The 19,862-nt window shown below is 63.0% G+C and carries 20 protein-coding genes, 1 pseudogene and 1 riboswitch; of the genes and pseudogenes, 9 read left to right on the plus strand and 12 right to left on the minus strand.

Features of this window, described 5'->3' with window-relative positions; all coding sequences use genetic code 11:
* Window positions 1-247: 247 nt before the first annotated feature.
* From JNA92_RS23460 to JNA92_RS23470, 3 genes are all read right to left on the minus strand, one after another.
* Complete coding sequence (locus JNA92_RS23460; protein ID WP_241806978.1) at window positions 248-520, minus strand: YgjV family protein; 273 nt, start codon at window positions 518-520, stop codon at window positions 248-250.
* Between the two features lie 32 nt (window positions 521-552).
* On the minus strand, window positions 553-1,092 hold the full coding sequence (locus tag JNA92_RS23465) for a type 1 glutamine amidotransferase domain-containing protein (RefSeq protein WP_241806916.1): 540 nt from the start codon (window positions 1,090-1,092) through the stop codon (window positions 553-555).
* Window positions 1,093-1,173: 81 nt separating this feature from the next.
* Window positions 1,174-2,502: an SDR family oxidoreductase gene (locus JNA92_RS23470; RefSeq protein WP_241806917.1), complete on the minus strand. Its 1,329-nt coding sequence runs from the start codon at window positions 2,500-2,502 to the stop codon at window positions 1,174-1,176.
* Between the two features lie 237 nt (window positions 2,503-2,739).
* Here JNA92_RS23470 and JNA92_RS23475 point away from each other — a divergent pair, with 237 nt between their 5' ends.
* From JNA92_RS23475 to JNA92_RS23495, 5 genes are all read left to right on the plus strand, one after another.
* A complete protein-coding gene (locus JNA92_RS23475; protein WP_241806918.1) occupies window positions 2,740-3,126 on the plus strand; it encodes an NUDIX domain-containing protein in 387 nt (128 codons plus the stop codon).
* Between the two features lie 213 nt (window positions 3,127-3,339).
* A riboswitch (cobalamin riboswitch) is annotated at window positions 3,340-3,547 on the plus strand.
* A 109-nt stretch (window positions 3,548-3,656) separates the two neighbouring features.
* Window positions 3,657-5,795 carry a TonB-dependent receptor gene (locus tag JNA92_RS23480; protein ID WP_431312480.1) on the plus strand — a complete coding sequence of 713 codons (2,139 nt, stop codon included), beginning with the start codon at window positions 3,657-3,659 and terminating at the stop codon, window positions 5,793-5,795.
* A gap of 47 nt (window positions 5,796-5,842) precedes the next feature.
* Entirely contained in the window at window positions 5,843-6,628 is a 786-nt protein-coding gene (locus JNA92_RS23485) for an ABC transporter ATP-binding protein (protein WP_241806920.1), read from the plus strand.
* Window positions 6,625-7,593: an ABC transporter substrate-binding protein gene (locus JNA92_RS23490; RefSeq protein ID WP_241806921.1), complete on the plus strand. Its 969-nt coding sequence runs from the start codon at window positions 6,625-6,627 to the stop codon at window positions 7,591-7,593. Before JNA92_RS23485 ends, JNA92_RS23490 begins: the two co-directional genes overlap by 4 nt.
* On the plus strand, window positions 7,590-8,609 hold the full coding sequence (locus JNA92_RS23495) for a FecCD family ABC transporter permease (protein ID WP_241806922.1): 1,020 nt from the start codon (window positions 7,590-7,592) through the stop codon (window positions 8,607-8,609). Before JNA92_RS23490 ends, JNA92_RS23495 begins: the two co-directional genes overlap by 4 nt.
* Before the next feature lie 42 nt (window positions 8,610-8,651).
* Here JNA92_RS23495 and JNA92_RS23500 read toward each other — a convergent pair whose 3' ends face one another.
* The 5 genes from JNA92_RS23500 to JNA92_RS23520 form a co-directional block, all read right to left on the minus strand.
* Window positions 8,652-10,703 carry a TonB-dependent receptor gene (locus tag JNA92_RS23500; RefSeq protein WP_241806923.1) on the minus strand — a complete coding sequence of 684 codons (2,052 nt, stop codon included), beginning with the start codon at window positions 10,701-10,703 and terminating at the stop codon, window positions 8,652-8,654.
* 78 nt (window positions 10,704-10,781) lie between these two features.
* The gene (locus JNA92_RS23505) at window positions 10,782-11,189 is read right to left on the minus strand and encodes a DUF2946 family protein (protein ID WP_241806924.1); all 408 of its coding nucleotides are present in this window, start codon (window positions 11,187-11,189) and stop codon (window positions 10,782-10,784) included.
* A 101-nt stretch (window positions 11,190-11,290) separates the two neighbouring features.
* Window positions 11,291-11,431 carry a DUF2474 domain-containing protein gene (locus JNA92_RS23510; RefSeq protein ID WP_241806925.1) on the minus strand — a complete coding sequence of 47 codons (141 nt, stop codon included), beginning with the start codon at window positions 11,429-11,431 and terminating at the stop codon, window positions 11,291-11,293.
* 12 nt (window positions 11,432-11,443) lie between these two features.
* Complete coding sequence (cydB, locus tag JNA92_RS23515; protein WP_241806926.1) at window positions 11,444-12,451, minus strand: cytochrome d ubiquinol oxidase subunit II; 1,008 nt, start codon at window positions 12,449-12,451, stop codon at window positions 11,444-11,446.
* A gap of 1 nt (window position 12,452) precedes the next feature.
* Window positions 12,453-13,868: a cytochrome ubiquinol oxidase subunit I gene (locus tag JNA92_RS23520; protein WP_241806927.1), complete on the minus strand. Its 1,416-nt coding sequence runs from the start codon at window positions 13,866-13,868 to the stop codon at window positions 12,453-12,455.
* 290 nt (window positions 13,869-14,158) lie between these two features.
* Here JNA92_RS23520 and JNA92_RS23525 point away from each other — a divergent pair, with 290 nt between their 5' ends.
* The 4 genes and pseudogenes from JNA92_RS23525 to JNA92_RS23540 all read left to right on the plus strand — a co-directional run.
* Window positions 14,159-14,536: a DUF2946 family protein gene (locus tag JNA92_RS23525; protein ID WP_241806928.1), complete on the plus strand. Its 378-nt coding sequence runs from the start codon at window positions 14,159-14,161 to the stop codon at window positions 14,534-14,536.
* A gap of 160 nt (window positions 14,537-14,696) precedes the next feature.
* Window positions 14,697-15,092 (plus strand): DUF2946 family protein, encoded by a 396-nt coding sequence (locus JNA92_RS23530; RefSeq protein ID WP_241806929.1) that lies wholly within the window; start codon window positions 14,697-14,699, stop codon window positions 15,090-15,092.
* A gap of 77 nt (window positions 15,093-15,169) precedes the next feature.
* A complete protein-coding gene (locus JNA92_RS23535; protein WP_241806930.1) occupies window positions 15,170-15,745 on the plus strand; it encodes a putative natural product biosynthesis protein in 576 nt (191 codons plus the stop codon).
* A 72-nt stretch (window positions 15,746-15,817) separates the two neighbouring features.
* Window positions 15,818-16,063 (plus strand): annotated as a pseudogene (locus JNA92_RS23540) (LysR family transcriptional regulator); the annotation flags it as partial.
* Between the two features lie 168 nt (window positions 16,064-16,231).
* Here the strand turns inward: JNA92_RS23540 and JNA92_RS23545 are convergent.
* From JNA92_RS23545 to JNA92_RS23560, 4 genes are all read right to left on the minus strand, one after another.
* A complete protein-coding gene (locus tag JNA92_RS23545; protein ID WP_241806931.1) occupies window positions 16,232-16,663 on the minus strand; it encodes a copper uptake system-associated protein in 432 nt (143 codons plus the stop codon).
* Between the two features lie 54 nt (window positions 16,664-16,717).
* A complete protein-coding gene (locus tag JNA92_RS23550) occupies window positions 16,718-18,634 on the minus strand; it encodes a TonB-dependent receptor (protein WP_241806932.1) in 1,917 nt (638 codons plus the stop codon).
* A gap of 109 nt (window positions 18,635-18,743) precedes the next feature.
* Window positions 18,744-19,124, minus strand: coding sequence for a DUF2946 family protein (locus tag JNA92_RS23555; protein ID WP_241806933.1), 381 nt, complete (start codon window positions 19,122-19,124; stop codon window positions 18,744-18,746).
* Between the two features lie 183 nt (window positions 19,125-19,307).
* The gene (locus JNA92_RS23560; RefSeq protein ID WP_241806934.1) at window positions 19,308-19,598 is read right to left on the minus strand and encodes a c-type cytochrome; all 291 of its coding nucleotides are present in this window, start codon (window positions 19,596-19,598) and stop codon (window positions 19,308-19,310) included.
* Between the last annotated feature and the right edge of the window lie 264 nt (window positions 19,599-19,862).

Raw genomic sequence — 19,862 nt, forward strand, 5'->3', positions numbered from 1 at the left:
GGACATGTTTGCTGCATGTGCTAAGCGTGCCGCAAGATCGGGCACAAGTAGAGAGGGGGTAAGCGGATGGTGTGCGATTATCGAACCATTGTGCGATCTGCGGGCGGGTCTGTTACCGATGTGGGCCATGCCACGGCGCCGCTGATCAACGGTGCGGGCTGGGCTATGAGGGTTCTCCCGGGAGCACGCCCGATGCGCTGGGCTATGGAACGAACCCGTGAGGCGATGCCCCCGGTATAACCGCTGATCAAGCCGGCGGCGAATGGGCCCCTTGCGATCTGTGTGACGCTACCTTGTTCTTCCACCAGCCTCTGAGGTTCATGAGGCAGAGCACGACCTGCAATACGATCAAAGCCCACGCCTGGGCATGCAAGCCCCAGATCGACCACAGCAGGTTGCTGGCGATGAAACAGCAGAATCCCACTTTACGCCGCCCGGGGCGGCGCGAGCCGATACACCAGGCCGCCACCACCGTGACGGCCATGGCAGGCCATTCCAACAAACCGATCCAGTCTTCCATCGCGCCGAACCCAAATCGTTCAACCAAGGCCATCAGCCTGCCAATGCTTTGATCAATTGCTCATTGAAGGCAGGAATATCGTCCGGCTGGCGGCTGCTGATCAGGTTGCCATCGACCACCACCTGCTCATCTACCCACGTGCCGCCGGCGTTGCGGATATCATCCTGCAAGGTCTTGTAGCTGGTCATCCGCTTGCCGTTGACCAACCCGCTCGATATCAGCAACCAGCCACCGTGGCAGATGACCGCCAGGGGTCTGCCGGCAGCGTCATGGCTTTTGACCAGCTGTTGCGCGCCAGGGATCAAGCGAATGGTGTCGGAGTTCTGAACGCCGCCGGGCAGCACCAGGGCATCGTAAAGATCGACCTGGGCATTGTCGAAAGTCGTATCCACGGTGAATTCGTCGGCGGGCTTGTCATGGTTCCAGCCTCGGACCGTACCGACTTTTTCACCCAGGATGTCGACCACCGCGCCGCTCTTTTCCAAAGCCTCACGGGGGCCGGTCAGTTCCACCTGCTCGAAGCCGTCAGTGACCAGAAAGGCCACACGCTTACCGCTCAGTTGTGCATTCATCATTCATCTCCTTTACCAATAAACCTTCAATAGGGGCCCGCCATGGCGAGCAAAGTTCCTGCTCGATGCTCAGCGGCGTGCTTAGCGGCGCCTGCGTGGCGAGCGGGTGGCGGCGAGCCCGGCGATGACACCGACGGCTGCCGCAACCACCCACAGGGTCATGTTGCCGTTGCTGGATTTCCAGCCGCCCTCCACGCTGCGCCGGTCATTGGTTGGCTCGAACAGGTTGCCGGAGGTGATCTGTGCACTGGGGCTGCGGTTCAACGCCCTGCGTGTCAGCCACCCTGTGACCAGCGCCAGGCGCGGCACGAGGTAGCTCGCCAGGTGGGCAAGGCGGGCGGCAGTGCCAACGGTGGTGTGGGCGCGAGGGGAAATAGCGCTGGCCACCATGGCCTTGGCTACCTGCTGCGGGTCGTAGATCGGCCCGGGCGGTGTGAGCGCATGGCCGGTGTAATTGCCGCCATCCCTGAAGCCCGGGGTGTCCATGACCGCTGGATAAATGTCGCAGACGTGGATGTCCGGGAACTCGGTCAATTCGCCGCGCAGCGCCTCGGTCAGCCCGCGCAGGCCGAACTTGCTCGCCGAATAGGCCGCCGCGTAGGGTTGGGCGATCCAGCTTCCCAGTGACAGGGTGTTGATCAGAATGCCGCTGCGTTGGGCCTTGAAATAGGGCAGGGCCACGTAGGCGCCACGCAGGTAACCGATCAGGTCGGTCTGAATGACCTGTTCGTGTGCTTGCAGCGGTGTTTGCTCAAAGTTGCCCACCGCGCCAACGCCGGCGTTATTGACCCAGATATCGATCCGTCCGTGGCCAAATTCGGCAGCCTGTGTGGCCAGCGCCTGCACCTGGTCGCTGCGGGTAACGTCGGTGACGATCGCCACGGCGTCTGTGCCACAGTCGGTGCACTCATCCAGCACATCGAACAAGGCTTGCTCATCGCGTGCAGCGAGCACCAACCGCGCGCCGGTGCAAGCGAATGCATGCGCCGCGGCCCTGCCTATCCCACTGGAAGCGCCGGTGATGACCACGACCTTGCCGCGCAACGGGCCCTTTGACGGGGTAGGGGCTGCAGGCTGGGCAGGTTCTGGGGCCTGCTCGAGGTTGTCCGCGGTCGGTGCGAGGGTGGCGCTGGCGGGTATCTTCGAGAGCTGCAGGGCCGTGCCGTCGATCAGCACCAGCTTCATGCCCTCGATGGTGCCCGCCACCCGGTCTGGGAAAACGGGTTCACCCTGCGCATCCAGGCTGTCATAGAGGAATTTCGTCCCTTCGAGCCAGCCTACTGCCGTGAGCAGCTCGGGGCCTAGGTAATACTTACCGTCCTGAAAAAACCCAGGGAACTGATGAGCGCGCTCGACGTTCTCCACGCAGTAGCGTTCGCCTGGTTTCATGCCTGTCGCTTGATCGATCATGGTTCGAACCCCTTCGGTCAAAGGCCAGCAATCGCTTGGCGTTTGCTGTGTTCGTCGGACTCTGCGAGGCACGAGCCCCAATGTGGAGTGACTAAGCAACTGAAGCCGGCAGAGGCAGCAAAGTTCAGAGCAAGCGGCAGGCGGCGTTACCAAGGCAATAGCGCGAATGTGGATGGCTTGAACTTGCCGGATCTTCAGGCGGTCCACCGTCAGTCAAGAATGGAAAAGGGAGTGAGGATGTCGACACCTGGCAAGCTCCGGACGCGTGCAACAGTGCTCTGCTTTCGCAGTGGCCGACTGCTGTTGGTGCGCCGTAAATCGCGTGGGTGGAATTTCCCAGGTGGCAGCGTCAAGCCGCATGAGTGTCCCCTCAGTGCTGCCGTTCGTGAACTGCAGGAAGAAACGGGTATTCGCCGGCAGCGCCTGGTACAGCTGTGTACTGTCCGTGCCGGTCGCATTGTCCATCACATCTTTACCTTGCAGATCGATGAACGAGACCGGCCGGTGCCGCAGAACGAAATCGTGGCGTGCAAGTGGGTACAGCGCCGCAAGCTGGGACCGTCCCGGCTAGGGCCCGCAGCTGCTGAACTGCTGGCGCGCAAGCTTCCGGCCTTGGTCGCTTGATTGGAGAAGGTAGCGCTGTAGCTAGGCAAATGATGCCCGAGGGTTTGGGCACTAAGCCGGTGAATCCCCTTGTTTCAGGTGCGCCACGTTACAGACAAGCCACTCGAACCGGCCTGATTGTGCAAGTGCCCGGCGCGTGCAAACTCAACGGTTCATATCCTGACAAAGCCATTACTTCAAGGTGGCAGTTGACCTGAACCGGTTTTGATGGTCATCTGCGCGCCTGTTTCAGGTGCCCCCTGCCGCCGTGCATGGGGTGAAACGGGAAGCCGGTTCGTCATCCTCGCGATGATCAGTCCGGCGCTGCCCCCGCAACGGTATGCGAGCGAAGTATTCGACACACCACTGTGCCTCGGCATGGGAAGGTGAATGCTTCATGACCCTCGCGAGCCCGGAGACCGGCCTGAAGCACAGTTTGGCAAACCCGCGGTGGGCGGGCGCAGGCCGGTTTCCGTGGGCGTGCGCGCCTGCGCGTTCCCCATGCGTTGTTCCCTCCGGGATTCTTTCATTCCTGCTGCAAGTGGAAAGACATGTCCCGTTTCTCGCTTTTCAGTTCTCTGCCAGGCACGTTGATGCGTGCAAGCCTGGTGCCTTGTGTTTTCATCACCGTCCCGGCGTACGGCGCCGAAGCTGACCAGGCACTGGCGTTACCGGCTACCGCCATTACAGGCACCCTCGGGCAGGACACCCCACCGGATCTGCATACCCCCAGCACCAGTGGTTCGCGCCTGAACCTCACACCCCTGGAAACGCCTGCGAGCGTCACCAGTATCAGCGCCGAGCAGATTCAAGCCCGCAACAACAACACCGTCCAGGATGCAGTGACGCGCTCGCCCGGCATCACCTTCATCGGTACCCCCGGCAACGGCGGCACGGCGCTCTCGGCCCGAGGGTTTACCGGGCACAGTTCCACCATGCAGCTGTACGACGGCACCCGGCTGTACGTGGGCGCCGGCACCGTCACCTTTCCTGTGGACACCTGGTCGGTCGAGCGCATCGATGTGCTGCGCGGCCCGGCATCGGTGCTCTATGGTGAGGGTGCCACGGGCGCGGTCATCAACGTGGTGCCGAAAAAGCCCTTCGAGGGGGAAGTGCGCAACCATGTACGCCTGGGCTACGGCTCCAATGATCGCCGGCAGGTGGCGCTGGACAGCGGCGGCTCGCTGACCGATACGCTGAGCTACCGACTGAACCTCAACAAGCTTGCCAGTAACGGCTGGGTCGACCGCGGTGAATCAGAAAGCATCGCCGTCAGCGGCGCGTTGCACTGGCAACCGAATGACGACCTCAGCGTCACCCTCAGCCACGATTACGGTGATCAGGACCCACAGCAGTACTTCGGTACACCGCTGGTCAACGGGCATTACCAGGAGTCGATACGCGACCACAATTACAACGTCGATAACGCCGAGGTCCACTACAACGACCAGTCCACGCGGCTGGTCACTGACTGGGTGATCAGCGACAACCTCACCGCCAGCAACCAGTTGTACTTCCTCAAGGCTCAACGCCGCTGGCGCAACGCCGAGAGCTATACCTGGCTGCCGGGTGGTCAGGTGCAGCGCAGCAACTTCATCAGCATCAAGCAGGTCCAGGAGCAGATCGGCGATCGCCAGTCGTTTACCTTGCAGCATTCGCTGTTCGGCCTGGACAGCCAGACGGTGGTCGGCGCCGACTACAACTCGATCCGGTTCGTGCGCAAGCATGACTTCGGCAACACCCACACCGATACCGTGCCGCTGTCCGGTTCGGGTGGCGGCGACTACATCAGCACTGACCCCTACCGCTCGCGCGAAGCCAACCAGGCCAAGCAGTTCTCGTTGTTCGCCGAAAACCGCACGCAGCTTACCGAGCGGTTGTCGTTGATTACCGGGGTGCGGCGTGACCAGGTGCACCTGGACCGTGAAGATCTGGATACCGATACCCGGTCGGATCGCAGCCTGAGTGGCGACAACTGGCGAGCGGGCCTGGTGTTCGCGCTTAGCCAGGACCTCTCGGTCTACGGCCAGTACGCCACCAGCACCGAGGGCGTCAGCAACCTGCTGACGCTCAGCGCCGCGCAACAAAGCTGGGACCTGAGCACCGCCAAACAGACCGAGGTGGGCATCAAGCAGATGCTGCCTGAGGGCCGTGGCGAGTGGACCCTGGCGGCCTACCACATCGTCAAGAAGAAGCTGCTCAGCACCGATCCGCTCAACCCGACGGTGCAACAACAGATCGGCCAGCAGTCTTCGGACGGCATCGAAGCCACGCTGGCGCTACGCCTGCCCTACGATATGCAGCTTTCAGCCAACGCCGCCTGGGTGCGTGCCGAGTACGACGAGTTTGCCAGCGGCAGCAACGACTACAGTGGCAACCGGCCCGTCAACGTACCGCGGCGTTCGGCCAACCTGTGGTTGAGCAAGGACTTCGGTCAGCGCTTCAGCGCCGGGGCAGGGGCGCGTTATGTCGACAGCCGCTATGGCGATAACGCCAACACCGTGCAGGTGCCGAGCTACACCGTGGTCGATGCCAACGTCGACTGGCATGTCCAACCTGATCTCACGCTGGGCCTGCAATTGAACAATCTGTTCGACCGCCAGTACGCCACCACCACTGACAACAACGGCCTGCAGTGGTACCTGGGCGAGCCGCGTTCGTTCTTCGTGACGGCTGACTACAGCTTCTGACGGGTCCGCCACCGGCCTTCGGGCCGGTGCTTGCTGGAGTGGGTTCAATGATGCATCTGAAAATCGACGGCCTGCATTGGTCTGTGCCTGAGCGAGGCGGCAGGCAACGTCCGTTGCTGCACGCCGTGGATCTGTGTGTCGGCAAGGGAGAGTTCGTTGGGCTGATTGGCCCCAACGGCAGCGGCAAGACCAGCTTGCTGCGCTGCGCCTACCGGGCTACGCAGCCCACCGCAGGCCAGGTCAGCTTGAACGGCGTCGAGTTGTGGCAGCGCAACCCGCGCTGGTGCGCCCAACGCATTGCCGTGGTTCTGCAGGAGTTTCCAGAGGAGTTCGGGTTGAGTGTCGGCGAAGTGGTCGCCATGGGCCGCTCGCCGCACAAATCGCTGTTTGAAGGGGACACAGCCGACGATCTGCAACTGGTCGCTGAGGTGCTCGAACGGGTAGGGCTGAGCGGCTACCGCGAACGGACCTTCGCCACGTTGTCGGGAGGTGAAAAGCAGCGAGTGCTGCTGGCCCGTGCGCTGGTACAGCGCCCTGAAATGCTCATTCTCGATGAACCGACCAACCATCTCGACCCCCGCTATCAACTCGGGTTGCTGCAGCATTTGCGAGGGCTGGGCCTGAGCACCCTGGCCAGTTTTCACGACCTCAACCTGGCAGCGGCGTTTTGCGACCGCTTGTACGTCATCGACGGCGGGCGAATCATTGCCAGCGGCGCGCCGCAGCAGGTGTTGACCGTCGAGCTGCTGAGGCAGGTCTTCGGCCTGCAAGCGCTGATCGACACGCACCCGCTGCATCCTTACCCACGCATTACCTGGATAACCCGGCCATGAACATTCACGCCTTGATCGGCCTGTTGTCGCTGCTGATGGCATTGCCCATCGCGGCCAGTGAATACCCATTGAACATCCGCAGTTGTGAGCGTTCGGTGAGTTTCAGCAAAGCGCCGCAGCGGGTTGTGGTGCACGATGTGAACATGACCGCCATGCTGTTGCACCTGGGCCTGCGCGAGCGCATCGTCGGTTACACCGGCTTTACCCGCCACAAACACCGCGACCCATGGATCGATGACGCGCTGGAGGGCGTGCCGCAACTGGCCAGTCGTTACCCCTCCATCGAAACCTTGCTGGCGGTGGACGCCGACTTGTTCTTCGCTGGCTGGAACTACGGCATGCACGTGGGGGGGCCGGTCACGCCCGCAACGCTGGCAGCGTTTGAGATCCCGGTCTATGAACTGAGCGAGTCGTGCTCCTGGATCATGCCCCAGCGACGCGCCAGCTTCGATGATGTCTACCGCGACCTGGGCAATCTGGGCCGCATCTTCAGTGTCGAGCCGCAAGCCGAAGCCCTCACGGCGCAGATGCGCCAGCAGGTTGCCGAGGTGCGCAGGCGGGTAGCTCAGGCGCAGCATCGGCCACGGGTATTCCTTTACGACAGCGGTGAAGACCGGCCGACCACGTCGGGGCGCCTGGGCATGCCCCAGGCCTTGGTCGATGCTGCCGGTGGCGTGAATGTGATGCAGGACGTGGCGGCCAGCTGGACGCAGGTGAACTGGGAGAGCGTGGTGGAGCGCGACCCTGAAGTGATTTTGATCGTCGATTACGGCCCTAGCACCTGGCAGCAGAAGCGCGACTTCCTGTTGCGCCAACCTGCGTTGAAGGATGTGCGGGCCATACGCGAGCAGCGCTTTGTCCCCTTGACGTACCTGCAAGTCACCCCTTCGGTGGAAAACGCCGAGGCCGTCGCGAAGATCGCGCGGGCGTTGCATCCGGCGTTGTTCAAGGAGGCAGCACCATGACCTGGGGGCGCAGCCCGGGGAGTTATCGCTGGCTGATCGTGATCCTGGTTGCACTGTTGGTGTTTTCTTCAGTGATCGCTTTGGCATTCGGCCCGGCCTCGGTCCCGCTGGGCCATGTGTTCGGGATCGTTGCCCAGCAGTTGGGCGTCGATCTGCCGGGAGCGTGGAGCAACAGCCAGGCGCAGATCGTCTGGATGATCCGCGCACCGCGTGTGTTGTTAGGGGTAGTGGTCGGCGCGGGGCTGGCATTGGTGGGTACCGCCCTGCAGGCCGTCACGCGCAATCCGCTGGCCGACCCGCACCTGCTGGGCGTGAGCTCTGGCGCCGCGCTGGGCGCGGTGCTGGTCATGCTGTACCTCGGCGAATTCATCGGCGTGTTCAGCCTGCCCCTGGCAGCTTTTGTGGGGGCAGCGGCGAGCATGCTGTTGGTTATCGCCGTGGCCAGGCGTGGAGGGCGCATGGAGAGTGACCGCCTGCTTTTGGCGGGGGTCGCGGTGTCATTCGTCCTGATGGCCTTGGTCAACCTGTTGCTGTACACCGCTGACCAGCATGCTGCAGCCTCGGTGGTGTTCTGGATGTTGGGTGGGCTGGGCGCGGCGCGCTGGAGCGTTATCGGCTTGCCGGCAGTGTGTGTGTTGCTTGGGTTGCTTGCGCTACAGGTGATGGGGCGTGGCCTGAATGCGCTCATGAGCGGAGAGCAGACCGCGATCAGCCTGGGGTTCAGCGGCCGCCGCCTGCGTCTTCATGTCTTCATCTGCACGTCGTTGCTGACAGGCGTGCTGGTATCGCTTTCGGGCGCCATAGGCTTCGTGGGGCTGATGGTGCCGCACGTGGCGCGTGCGCTGGTGGGGGCGGAAAACCGGCGGTTGATGCCGGTCAGCGCGCTGCTCGGCGGGCTGTTCATCGTTTGGGTGGATGTGGCTGCGCGCACGCTGATCGCGCCGGAGGACCTGCCGATCGGCATTGCCACTGCAGCCTTGGGTGGGCTGTTCTTCATCGTGCTGCTCAAGCGTTGAGAGCACGGCAAGCGACGGCCTGGTCGCTTGCCGTGCCTTGCTTCAGAAGTCGACGGTGAGCCCCGCATACAGGGCGCGACCGTCGCCGGGGGAGTGCAGCGATGCATCGGCACCGTCCGGGTCGTACCAGACGTATTCGTAGTAGCGATCGGTCAGGTTCTTCAGTTGCAGGTCGACGCTCAGCGTTTCGCTGAGCTTGTAGGTGGCGCCGAGGTTCATCAGCACGTAGCCGCCATACGTGCCTTGGGTGTTCTCCCGCTCCAGGTAGTAGTTGGTCTGCCCGTTCGCCCAGGCAGTCAGCTGCAGCTTCGGGGTAGCCTGATAGCTGATGCCGGTGTTCCACAGATGGTGGGGCACGTGATCGATTTCCTGGCCTTTGCTGCCTGGTAAGGCGCTGCTGGGCTCAAGGATCTTGGAGTATTGCCAGGAGTAGGACATCCACACCTCAGTGCGTTCGTCCGGGTGCAGGTTGACCTGCAGGTCATAGCCCCAGCGGCGTGTTTCACCAACGTTGTCCGACTCCCCGCTGGGGTCGTTCAGGCGACGGCTCACCTCGCCAGAGGCGTCCTGACGCCAATAAGCCACGCGGCCATCGATCCAGCTGGCCGGGGTGAACTTGACGCCGGTTTCCCAGCCTTCGTTGATCGATGGGTCCAGGTCCTCGTTGCGCGGCGGCACCTTGTAGGCTGCGGCGCCCGTGCCGACCTGGAAGGTCCGGCCCCAGTTGGCGTAAACGCTGGCGAACTTCCACGGCGAATAGACAATGCTGAGCTTGGGCTGCTTGATCAGCCCGTAGTCGTTCATGTCCGAGTCCAGCCCGGTCATCTTGTTGGTGAAGTCACCGCTGAGCTTGTCGACGCGATAGGCCGGCACGATCTTCAGCGACTCCACTGGCTCGATTTCAGCCTGCACATAGGCCCCGACCGTGTTGAAGTCGAAGTCCTGGTCACGGGTCTGCGCCTGCCGCACGCGATTGAGCGTGCGGTATCGCTCGCTGCGGTTCTGCTGTTTCTGCACATCGCTTCCGCCTTCAAGGGCGAACGCATGCAGCCAGTCCACCTGTGGCCGCCAGGTCAGCGAGGTAATGGCACCGTACTGATCCTCGTAAGTGTCGCGCTCCTGTTGTGAACTGGTGCGCCAGTACTGCGTCCAGCGACGGTCGTCATAGGTGTTGAGGTAGGTCTTGGCCGACCAGGACAGCGTTTCGGCCAGGTCGGTGTCGAAGTGCACGCTGACCTGGTTCATTCGCCGCGTACCTTTGTCCGTGGCGTTGTAGTCATTGCTCATGCGCGGATGATGGCGGGCGTCATCCTCGGTCAGGTAGCCGGCCTCCTGGGCTTCGGACTCGTAGTGGCGGGCGATCAGGCCAAGGCGATAGCTGCCATCGTCAGGGGTATAGAACCACTTGCCGCCGAAGCTGTAGCGTTCGGTGTCGGCATGGTCGCGGTAACCGTCGACCTGCTGGCGGGCGAAGAAGTAGTTCTGCGTCCAGTTGCTGGTCTCGATGCCCTTGGCCAGTTGCACCTCGCGGGTGTTGAAGCTGCCGTAGCGCAGGCGCGCCTTGTTGTAGTTGCCGCCGGTGCGGGTGTTGATATTGACGTTGCCGGCGATGTTGTTCAGGCCATAGCGCGGGTCGCTGGTGCCGCGCACCACCTCGATGCTGTCGATGTCCATGGGGAACACCGAGTCGATGAAGGGCATGTTGCCGTCATTGGTGTTGCTGGGGATGCCATCGATCAGCAACTTCACCGCGTTCACTTCGCCTTCGCCATTGAAGCCGCGGAACGACAATTTGCCTGAGGTGGTGCCCTGGTTGAACTCGGTGAGCATCACCCCTGGCGCGCGGCTGAACAGCTCCCAGCTGTAGGCCACGGGCATTTTTTCGAGGATGTCACCGCCCAGAATGTCCACCGAACTGAGCACGCTGCTGGTGGCCAGCGGGCCGCTTTCGGTACTGGTCACGTTGACCGCGCCAAGGGTGAGGGTGGAGTTTTCAGCAGGCAGAGTTTCGGCAACGGCCAGCGACAGGGGGCTGAGGCTGAACAAAGCGAGCACGGGCAGGACAGCGCGTGCGGTGCAACGGAGCGCAGGCATGGAAGGTTTCCTGGTCAGACAGTCGGGCAGGGCTGCGCACCGAAGGTCACGGGGCAGCCGTGGGCAAGCAACGACAGGTCAGGCCAGGGGAGAGGCGCGCGGGTTGAGCTTTGGCCACTGCTCGCGCGGCAGCAACAGCGTGTGGCTGGCGCCGAGCAGCAGCGCGTCCGGCCAGTAGCGGGGAAAGAGGTGGCGATAATGGTCACTGGCCAACATGGCATGGCCGGCATGACCACAGCAGCAGTCACCTGCCGGGTGTTTCGTCTCGGACTGATCGCCGAGTTGCGGCAGTTCGGCTTTGAGCTGGGCCAGCAACGATTTGGGTAGGCTCTGCGCACCGTGCAGGCTGCAGAAGCTGCCGAGAATCAGCGATTGGCTGTCGATGCGGGGTGTTTGCAAGGCACGGTCGAGTGGCATCGCCAGCAGGTTGAACAGCATGGCGAGGCAGGCGAGGAGGCAAAAATGTGCGCGAGCACGTACGGTCATGAAACCCCCGGACGGGTGAGGCGTGCATTAAGCCGCATCTGTTGCGGGCTGTAAAAGTTCAGCGGTGCGCCATTTTGTCGCAGACGCATCGCACCGAAGGCTCAATGACTGCGCATGCCGGCGGCCACCATGAACAGTCGGATCAGCCAAGCGAACAGTCCCAGCGCCGCCACGCTGCCTGCCCAGATCAGCACCAGCCAGGCCAGCCGACGCCATATCGGTTGCTTCACACTGGGTGTCATCAGGTAGTACTCCTAGTGATAGCCGTCTTCATGTGTCACCTTGCCGCGGAACACGTAATAGCTCCAGAACGTGTAGCCGAGGATGATGGGCAGGATGAACAGCGTGCCTACCAACATGAAGCCTTGGCTCTGCGGCGGTGCTGCGGCCTCCCAGATGCTGATCGACGGTGGGATGATGTTTGGCCACAGGCTGATGCCAAGGCCGCTGTAGCCCAGGAAGACCAGGGCCAGGGTCAGCAAGAACGGCGTGTAGTGCGCGTTGCGCGCCACGGCACGTAGCAGCCCGTAGAACGTCACCAGCACCAGGATCGGCACCGGCATGAACCAGAGCAGGTTGGGCATGCTGAACCAGCGCGCAGCGATTTGCGGGTAGGCCAGCGGTGTCCACAGGCTGACCACGGCGATCACCACCAGCAGTACCAGCGCCAGAGGCCTGGCAACATCGTGCATGCGTTGCTGCAGCGGTCCTTCGGTTTTCATCACCAGCCAGGTGCAACCGAGCAGGGTGTAAGCGATCACCAGGCCCAGCCCGCAGAACAGGCTGAACGGAGTGAGCCAGTCGAGTGCACCTCCAGCGTATTTGCGCTCGACCACCTTGATGCCTTCGATGAAGGCGCCCAGGGCAACCCCTTGGGCGAATGTCGCGACCAGCGAGCCCCAGATGAAGGCCTTGTCCCAGAGGTGACGCTTGGCGGGTTTGGCCTTGAAGCGGAACTCGAAGGCTACGCCCCGGAAGATCAGGCCGATCAGCATCAGGATCAGCGGCAGGTAAAGCGCCTCCAGCACCACCGCGTAGGCCAGCGGAAAGGCGCCGAACAGGGCTGCACCGCCTAGGATCAGCCAGGTTTCGTTGCCGTCCCATACCGGGGCGACGGTGTTCATCATCACATCCCGGTCACGTGCGTCCTTGACGAAAGGGAAGAGCATGCCGATCCCCAGGTCGAAGCCGTCCATTACCACATACATCATCACACCGAAGATGATGATCACCGCCCAGATCAGTGGAAGGTCGATGCCCATGTCAGTTCACCTCTGCCTGATAATCGTCGGCGGCGGACAACGGCCGTGCCGGTGTATGTTGCTGGCCTGGGCCGCCTGGGGTGTGTTGGTCGCCCTCGCCAGGTTTTGGTCCTTTGCGCACGAGGCGCATCATGTAGCCGAGGCCGGTGCCGAACAGGGCGAAGTACACCACCACGAATGTCACCAAGGTGATGCTGAGCTGTGTGGCGTCATGGTTCGACACGCCATCGGCGGTGCGCTGCAAGCCGTACACCACCCATGGCTGACGGCCTATCTCGGTGGTGAACCAGCCGGCAAGTATCGCCACCAACCCGGACGGGCCCATCCACAGTGCCAGGTACAGGAACGGCCGCGAGGTGTAGAGCGTGCCGCGCTTGCGCAGCCACAGGCTCCACAGGCCGACGAAGATCATCAGGAATCCGAGCCCAACCATGACCCGGAACGACCAGAAGACGATGGTCGAGTTGGGCCGGTCCTCAGGCGGGAACTCCTTCATCGCCGGTACCTGCTTGTCCAGGCTGTGGGTCAGTATCAGGCTGCCGAGGGCAGGGATCTCGATCTTGAAGCGGGTGGTTTCGGCTTTCATGTCGGGGATGCCGAACAGGATCAGCGGGGTCGGTTCACCCGGCTTGTTCTCCCAGTGGCCTTCGATCGCCGCGATTTTCACCGGCTGGTGCTTGAGGGTGTTAAGCCCATGGAAATCGCCGATGACCGCCTGCACCGGCGCCACGACCAGGGCCATCCACATGGCCATCGACAGCATCTTGCGGATGGCCGGGTTGTCCCGGCCGCGTAGCAGGTGCCAGGCCGCCGAAGCGCCGACGAAGAATGCCGTGGCCACGAATGCGGCAGTGGCCATGTGCATCAGCCGGTAGGGGAAGGAGGGGTTGAAAATGACGGCCAGCCAGTCCACTGGAATCACCCGGCCATCGACAATTTCATAGCCTTGCGGCGTCTGCATCCAGCTGTTGGAGGCCAGAATCCAGAAGGTCGAGACCAGTGTGCCAAGCGCCACCATCACCGTGGAGAAGAAGTGCAGGCCACGACCGACACGGTTCCAGCCAAACAGCATGACGCCCAGGAAGCCTGCTTCCAGGAAGAACGCGGTGAGCACTTCATAGGTCAGCAACGGGCCGGTAATGGCACCGGCGAAATCTGAGAACCGGCTCCAGTTGGTGCCGAACTGGTAGGCCATGACCAGACCGGACACCACGCCCATGCCGAAGTTGACGGCGAAGATCTTCGACCAGAAGTGGTAGAGGTCGCGGTAGACCTGCTGGTTCGTTCGCAGCCACAGCCCTTCGAGCACTGCCAGGTAACTGGCAAGGCCGATGGTGATGGCGGGGAACAGGATGTGGATGGAAACGGTGAAGGCGAACTGAATTCGAGCCAGGTCTAGCGCATCGAGCACGCTCATTATGATGGGGCCTCACGGGGTAGCGCGCGACGGCGCCGGTTTCGGGAAGCAGAGCCCGGGTCCTGGCCGGCTCTGCGCTGGTGTCTGCGTGGGGTTGCACGGAGCCATTGCGATGGCGGCGCCACTGTAAGGAGCATGGTGGGTCTGACCAACTGCGACAATCTGTCCCTGGGGGGCGCCCGCTCTGGCGAATGGAGGCCAAGTGCGCCAGGTGTGACGGCTTGTCGCAGACGGGGCAGGCTGCAGGTGAAGCTTCTACGAGGCCGGTTTCGATGCTAAAGTCGCCGCCCATGAACCGTCTGCCTTCAAACCGACCCCTCATTGCCTGGGCACTGTACTTCTGTGTCCTGTTCAATGTACTTGGCTGTGGCCTGGCCCACGGGCAGGCAGTGGGGCTGGCGCTGAATGGATTCGGCGGCGCGTTCTGCAGCTTAGGTGGCGATACCGCCCCTCTGAAGGCCAAGCAGGACGGCGCCCTGGCGAACGACTTGAGCATTCCGTTCAGTTGCCCGATGGGCTCGGCGGCTTTTCTTACCCTGGTCTTTCTCATCGCTGTCGGCTGGCTGCTGGCCAGCAGCGAGCGCCGGCCAATCCTGCGTGAAATACGCAGCCATGCCCCGCCGCGTTATTGCTGGCCCGCATCCAACCCTCGCGCTTCACCTCTCTGACGCTACCTGCGCCTAGGCGCCGTGGCGGGCCAGTGCCTGCCATTAACACGCCGGATCTACGGTGCATGCTCAGGCATGCACCTGCCGGTTGGTTTGGCCGTCGTTGGAGGTAAGCCCTCATGACCTGTCGAATCTCCACGCCCGCGCTACCTGGCGAGGCATGAACATGCGCCATTGCGGCCTGCGCGCACGCACCTGGGATAGCCTCTGGGTCGCCGCGTTGCTTGCCATGCTGCTCAAGGTATTGGCATTGCCCATGGCCAGTACCCTGGGCGACCTGAGCCTGGCGCAGTTGCTGGCGGGCAGTTATTGCTCGTCGGGCGGCGTTCAGCCGGCCATGCCGGACAAGGACGGCAACCTCAGCGCGAAGACGTCCGCCCCGGGGCATTGCTGTTGCGCCCAGGGCGGCCCTGCACCTCTGCCTGCCTCGTTGATCCTGGCCGGCTTCGTGCTGCCCGTGCTGCCGGTCGACCAGCAGCCCGCCGTTCTGGTGCATTCACCGCGGCACTGCTGGCCGTCGATCAACCCCCGTGCCTCCCCGACGTCGATCGCCTGACCCGCAAGGACCCAGGCCGCACCCGCTGGAAGCGGGGCGCCGGCCTGCCGATGGCTAGCCGTACCCAGGAGCACACGATGTCTCGCACCCTGACCGCTTCAGCGTTGCTGGAGCCCTCCATTCGCCCGTCGCGCGCGGGCGACTTCCTGTTGCCGTTTCCCGATTACCCCTGCAACGCCCGCAGTTTCGTCAACCTCGATGCGCGCCTGCTGCCTTACTGGCACACGCTATTCGATGTCTGCCCAAGCTTGCTGAAGCTCGACCCGCCTGAGGGGCTTGAGTTGTTCCGACGCTTCATGACGTGGGCCTACCGGCACCATCCGGCGCTGGATTGGACGTATTACATCAGCGTTTGCCGCTGGTTGCTGAGCTCCCCCTACCAGGCGCGTGTGACTGAGGAGCACATTGAGGCCTTCATGGTGGCCGCGGCCGCCTTGTGGGTGGCGACTGATGTGTCTCAGGCCCGTGGCTTGGTGCTGGCCTGGCAGCCTATGGGCGAACGGGTCGTGGAGTGGAAAACCGGCGTACGGCCGGCGCTGCCAGCCTCCCAGGCGGACGAAGACTTGCCGTCACCCCCTTGGGAGTTTTCCTGGAGCCCACTCAGCGCCAAAGGCCAGAGCAGCTTCCGGCGCTGGTTGCCGGTACCTGGCTAAGGCAGGGCGGCACAGGGGCGGCCTTGCGCCGCCCGTTTTCCTATTCATTGAATGCTTAGCGAGAGACCGTCGATGGACATACTCCAAGCCATGCGCGCGTTCAGTTGCGTGGTTCAGGCCGGCAGCCTGACCGGCGCGGCCGAACGCCTCGACACCACCACCGCCAGCGTTTCCCGGATGCTCTCCAGCCTGGAGGCGCATCTGCATATTCGCTTGTTGAACCGCACGACCCGCCGCATCGCCCTGACCGAAGCCGGCAACCGTTACTTGAAGCGCTGCCGGGTTATCCTCGAACTGGTGGATACCGCAGAGAACGAGATACACCGCCACACACTGGACTTGCCCACGAACGGGCAGGCCAACACCCGAACGGGCGCAGCACTCCAACTGGGCGCTTGTTAATCGGGTAAGCCGTCTTCGCCGCTGGCCAACGGGCGCACCGACCTTGACCGAGGGACGGGGGCCTGAGAACCCCCGGGTTATTCATCAGTGATTGCCGTGGGCAGCGTCCTTGTCGACCTTGACCACGCCTTGGAACAGCGCGAACTGCCTGACCCGCTCGGCGGGTTGAGCACTTTCGGCCTGGCGCACTGCCTGGCTCAGTTGGGCCGCGTCCTGTTCACTGAGCCCGGCGCTGTGCAGGGTTGCCGGGTCGAGCAGTGAATCGCCGGCGCACAGCACCACGCGCCAGCCGTGAGGCCCTTTACGCAACAAGGCACGGCCGCCGCGCTGGTCTTGCAACCAGCCGGCTACCGCATGCTCGCCCTGGATGGTAACCGGGCCAACGTCCAGTGGCGCATCCGGGCGTTCGAAGTTGTGTCGCATCAGGTGCTGAATGCTCTGCTGCTCGCTGGCGGTATCGGCCACGGCCAGCAGCGGGCTGCAGGCCAGCAGCAGCGCAAGGATCGGTGCTTTCATGTGCTTGTTCCTTGTAAGGCTGCCGACTGCTGTCGGCAGCTTCCGGTGGCGGGCTCAGAAGCCCATCTTCACACCCAGTTGCGCCGAAGTACCGGGCATCGGGTAGTTGGTACGGTAGGCGTAGTCACGGTCGAACAGGTTCTCCACGGCGACGAACACTTCGCCCACCTTGCCCAGTGCGGGTACGGCGTAACCGACGCGCATGTTGACCACGGTGAAGCTATCGACTTTGGAGAAGTTGCTGGCGCCGGCGGTGCGTTCCTCGGCCAGCACGTACATGTCTTTCTGGTACTGCGCATCAGCCGACAGGCGCCAAGGCCCGGTCTCGTAGGTGGTGCCCAGCGACAGCGATTTCTGCGGCGCGTAGGGCAGGGTCTTGAGGGACGGATCGAGCCAGGTGAAGCCGACGAAGCTGCTCCAATTGCTGGTCCAGCGCTGCTGCCAGGTGGCTTCGGCACCCTTGATGTCGTAGTCACCCAGGTTGATGTAGGAGGGGCTCGACACGGCCGGCGGGAAGGCGAACAGATAGCGGTCCTGCAGCTTGTCCTTGAACACCGCGAGGTCCAGGGTGGCGCTGTCGATGGGGTTGAAGCGCACGCCCAGTTCCTGGTGGTCGACTTTCTCGGGCTTCAGGTCCTTCCAGGTTTCACCCAGCGCCGGGATCAGGCTCGACATCACCGAGGCTTCCAGGCCGGGGTAGTTGATGCCGCGCGAGGCGTTGGCACGGAACTCGACATTGCTCGATGACAGCAACAGGCCGGCGTGCGGGGCGGTGGCGTTGTCGAACACATTGTGCTCATACGTGCGTACGCCGACCGAGGGGGTCAGGGTCCAGGTGTCGTTGAGGGCAAAGGCATGGCTGACGGCGAGGTGCGGCGATGTCACGCGCAGGGTGGGCGCATCGAACTTCGCTTGTGGCGCCGGGGCGATGCGCTTGAAGTGGACCTCGCCCTTGCTCTCGTCGATGTCCAGGCCCAAGGCCACTTCGCCGCCTTGCCAGGGGCGCAGCTGTTCTTCCCAGCGGATGCCTTGGAGCGTGAAGTCACTGATGGTGTCGCCGTCCAAGCCGGTCTGGTCAAGGGCCGAACCTCGGCCTTCGTTGTGGTAGACCTTGAGGCTGCCATCGCCCCATTCGTGATTGTGCGCCAAGGACAGCGAAGCGAGTGTGCCGCGGGTATTGAACTCACCATTCTTGGTTTCCGGCAGGCCTTTCTGCCCGGGGTCTGAGACCTGGTTGTTGGCATGCAGCAGCAGCAACCCGGTACTCCAGTTCTCATTCAGCCGGTAACCCAAGCGCGCCATGCCATTGTTCAGCCGGCCATCACCGTCACTGCGGTCACCGTCGGAGTGGGCCGCTCCCTGGGCCAGCAGGTAATCAAAATCGCCTTCCCGGCCAATCAGGCTGGCTTGTTCGGTGGCTGTGCGGAAGCTGCCGCCGGTGAGTTGCAGCTCCCCATGGTGGTTGTCGCCCTGCTCGGCAACCTTGGGCGTCAGGTCGATGGCCGCGAAGGTGTTGCCGAACTTCTGCGGCTGCGGGCCTTTGTACACGCTGATGCTCTGCATCGCGTTGATCGGCAGCAAGTCGAGCAACGGGTGGCCCCAGACGCCCATGTAGAACGGAACGCCGTCGATGTAGGTCTTGATCTCGCTGCCCGGGCGGCTGGCACCCATGCCGCGGATGTACACCGCACCGCCTTCGGCACCGCCGAACGAGCCTACCGGGTTGAAGCGCGACACCACTACGCCGGGTGTACGACGCAGGGCCGAGGACAGGTCGAGGGCGTTGAGGTCGCGGATTTGCTCCTGGCCTACCACGGTGGTCAAGCTGCCGAAGCTGTCAACGTTGTTCTGGTCGATGACCGAGGTCCCGACCACCGAGGTTTCGGCCAACTCCACCGTGTTGGTCTGGGCCAGCGTGGCACCACTTGATAACGCGAGTGCAGCAGCGCAGCAGATTGTCTTGTTCTTCATGCTCTGGGTATTCCTGAATGCAAAAGTGGCAAGGCGAGCCGTAGTCCACGCGCCAGGCGACATCCCCATGTGTATAGAGCCAGGGGCGTGGTGAGGCTACTGGGTTGATTCAGGGCAGGGCGGGTGAGGCGCGGGGGTTGACTGCAGGCCAAAGGCGACGAGGCCAGGCTGCAGGGGAGGCGGGCAGGGAACTGTCAGGTGTCACCCGGACGACCGGAAGGTCGCGCAGCAGGGGCATCAATGCCAGGCCGGTGTGGCTGCACAAGGGGCAATCGAGCGTAGCGCCTGCGGCCAAGGTGTCACCCAGCCTTGGCGCGAAGCCAAGCGGACCGGGCGGGGCCCCGGCGTGGCCGCAGAAGGCGCTACCTGCGCCATTGAGCGTCAGGCCGCTGGTCTGGCCGTGGCCGAGCCCGCAGTGCAGCACGGCAAACAGCACGCTGGCGTAAAGGAGCCAGGCGTAGGCGTGACGACGTCCTGCTGATCGGTGCATATCCCTTGCTCGATGACTGCGGCGGTTGTAATGGGGCGGTGCGCGAGTCTAGCAACGCTTGCTGTTCACGCAGGGTGCGACAGCCTGCCGCACCTGAATTTGGCTTGCGAGATACCGCCGCACTGACCCTGTGTAGGCGGTTACCAAGGGCGAGCCTTGCTTAAGGCGGCCCTGGTACGCCAATCACTTGGACATGTAGTCGATCACGGCCTTGTAGTCGTCTGCGGTGCAATCCATGCACAGGCCGCGCGGCGGCATGGCGTTGAAGCCTTCGGTGACGTGCTTGACCAGTACATCGTTGCCTTGGGCCAGCCGTGGCTTCCAGGCCTCGTGGTCACCTTTTTTCGGTGCCGTGGGCAGTTGGCCGTTGTGGCACATCTGGCACGCGCGGTTGAACACTGCCTCCGGGTCCTGGGCCGCTTGAGCCAGGCTGGCGGTTGCCAGGCAAGCAAGCATTGCCAGTGTTTTTTTCATGACCGACCTCTCAGGTTTTTTATTGGAAGGCAGAGTCTATGGGAGTACGCATGCCTGTCAGGTGCGACACCCTGCCGCACTACGGGCTGCCAAGGCTTACCTGCCTGGTTGATGCATGGGGTGCGGCAGGATGTCGCAGGGCGGCGTTGAGCCGAGGCCGTGCTACGTTGAAGTCGATCCGGTGTTTGACTCTTGGCAGGGTTTTCATCGGGTCAAACAAAAGCCGGGGCGTATCAACGCCCCGGCTTTTGTCTTTTCAGGTGC

The organism is Pseudomonas putida (assembly GCF_022627325.1).
Lineage (GTDB): Bacteria > Pseudomonadota > Gammaproteobacteria > Pseudomonadales > Pseudomonadaceae > Aquipseudomonas > Aquipseudomonas putida_X.

Coding starts and splice junctions, on each gene's coding strand:
- JNA92_RS23460 (WP_241806978.1), bottom strand. CDS start 520: ATGGAAGACTGGATCGGTTTGTTGGAATGGCCTGCCATGGCCGTCACG.
- JNA92_RS23465 (WP_241806916.1), bottom strand. CDS start 1,092: ATGAATGCACAACTGAGCGGTAAGCGTGTGGCCTTTCTGGTCACTGAC.
- JNA92_RS23470 (WP_241806917.1), bottom strand. CDS start 2,502: ATGATCGATCAAGCGACAGGCATGAAACCAGGCGAACGCTACTGCGTG.
- JNA92_RS23475 (WP_241806918.1), top strand. CDS start 2,740: ATGTCGACACCTGGCAAGCTCCGGACGCGTGCAACAGTGCTCTGCTTT.
- JNA92_RS23480 (WP_431312480.1), top strand. CDS start 3,657: ATGTCCCGTTTCTCGCTTTTCAGTTCTCTGCCAGGCACGTTGATGCGT.
- JNA92_RS23485 (WP_241806920.1), top strand. CDS start 5,843: ATGATGCATCTGAAAATCGACGGCCTGCATTGGTCTGTGCCTGAGCGA.
- JNA92_RS23490 (WP_241806921.1), top strand. CDS start 6,625: ATGAACATTCACGCCTTGATCGGCCTGTTGTCGCTGCTGATGGCATTG.
- JNA92_RS23495 (WP_241806922.1), top strand. CDS start 7,590: ATGACCTGGGGGCGCAGCCCGGGGAGTTATCGCTGGCTGATCGTGATC.
- JNA92_RS23500 (WP_241806923.1), bottom strand. CDS start 10,703: ATGCCTGCGCTCCGTTGCACCGCACGCGCTGTCCTGCCCGTGCTCGCT.
- JNA92_RS23505 (WP_241806924.1), bottom strand. CDS start 11,189: ATGACCGTACGTGCTCGCGCACATTTTTGCCTCCTCGCCTGCCTCGCC.
- JNA92_RS23510 (WP_241806925.1), bottom strand. CDS start 11,431: ATGACACCCAGTGTGAAGCAACCGATATGGCGTCGGCTGGCCTGGCTG.
- cydB (WP_241806926.1), bottom strand. CDS start 12,451: ATGGGCATCGACCTTCCACTGATCTGGGCGGTGATCATCATCTTCGGT.
- JNA92_RS23520 (WP_241806927.1), bottom strand. CDS start 13,868: ATGAGCGTGCTCGATGCGCTAGACCTGGCTCGAATTCAGTTCGCCTTC.
- JNA92_RS23525 (WP_241806928.1), top strand. CDS start 14,159: ATGAACCGTCTGCCTTCAAACCGACCCCTCATTGCCTGGGCACTGTAC.
- JNA92_RS23530 (WP_241806929.1), top strand. CDS start 14,697: ATGAACATGCGCCATTGCGGCCTGCGCGCACGCACCTGGGATAGCCTC.
- JNA92_RS23535 (WP_241806930.1), top strand. CDS start 15,170: ATGTCTCGCACCCTGACCGCTTCAGCGTTGCTGGAGCCCTCCATTCGC.
- JNA92_RS23545 (WP_241806931.1), bottom strand. CDS start 16,663: ATGAAAGCACCGATCCTTGCGCTGCTGCTGGCCTGCAGCCCGCTGCTG.
- JNA92_RS23550 (WP_241806932.1), bottom strand. CDS start 18,634: ATGAAGAACAAGACAATCTGCTGCGCTGCTGCACTCGCGTTATCAAGT.
- JNA92_RS23555 (WP_241806933.1), bottom strand. CDS start 19,124: ATGCACCGATCAGCAGGACGTCGTCACGCCTACGCCTGGCTCCTTTAC.
- JNA92_RS23560 (WP_241806934.1), bottom strand. CDS start 19,598: ATGAAAAAAACACTGGCAATGCTTGCTTGCCTGGCAACCGCCAGCCTG.